This is a genomic window from Georgenia satyanarayanai (assembly GCF_023715365.1).
In the GTDB taxonomy this organism is placed as follows: domain Bacteria; phylum Actinomycetota; class Actinomycetes; order Actinomycetales; family Actinomycetaceae; genus Oceanitalea; species Oceanitalea satyanarayanai_B.
Genome location: NZ_JAMBNZ010000055.1, coordinates 1 through 492, shown reverse-complemented (window position 1 = coordinate 492; position 492 = coordinate 1). Strand labels below are relative to the sequence as shown.

Sequence of the window (492 nt, the reverse complement as noted above, 5' to 3'; positions counted from 1 at the left end):
ATCGTTTATGGTCTTACCCATATTAATATTCCTTTGCTATCTTCGGAAAATCGAGTAGTTGCTCTCGGTAGTATTCGTATTGTTGTTGGCGTAGGGCAATCTCGCGCGGTAAGCCTTCGGTGAGAGATTCTGTAAGCGCGTCGAACTTGTCGAGGATATCAACGATTCTGGATTGCTCAGTCAGTGAGGGAACTGGTATGGGAAAATGCAAAAACATCGGTCTACGAAGTGAGGTTACAGATGAGCTCACTGATGCTTTTTGTATGTAAGCGTAAAAGTGTGATTTTATACAATAATATACAAAGCGCGGATTCATGACTGAACTGGGGACAATGCGGTATGCTCGCTGATGTAATGCATATTTACCTTGAGCAAAATGAAACACTTTGCCTACGCCCGCGCCATCTCCAGCCGTGATGATTGCAGTTTCATCAAAATCAAACTTGTTTAATTGCAACGGCTGACGGCCACGAGCGTAGAAAATATATTCAC

General features: G+C 43.3%; 1 protein-coding gene. It reads right to left on the bottom strand.

Annotated elements, in window-relative coordinates:
• Positions 1 to 22: 22 nt before the first annotated feature.
• A partial coding sequence (locus M3148_RS16990; protein ID WP_251305910.1) for a restriction endonuclease subunit S occupies positions 23 to 492 on the bottom strand: 470 nt, incomplete at its 5' end.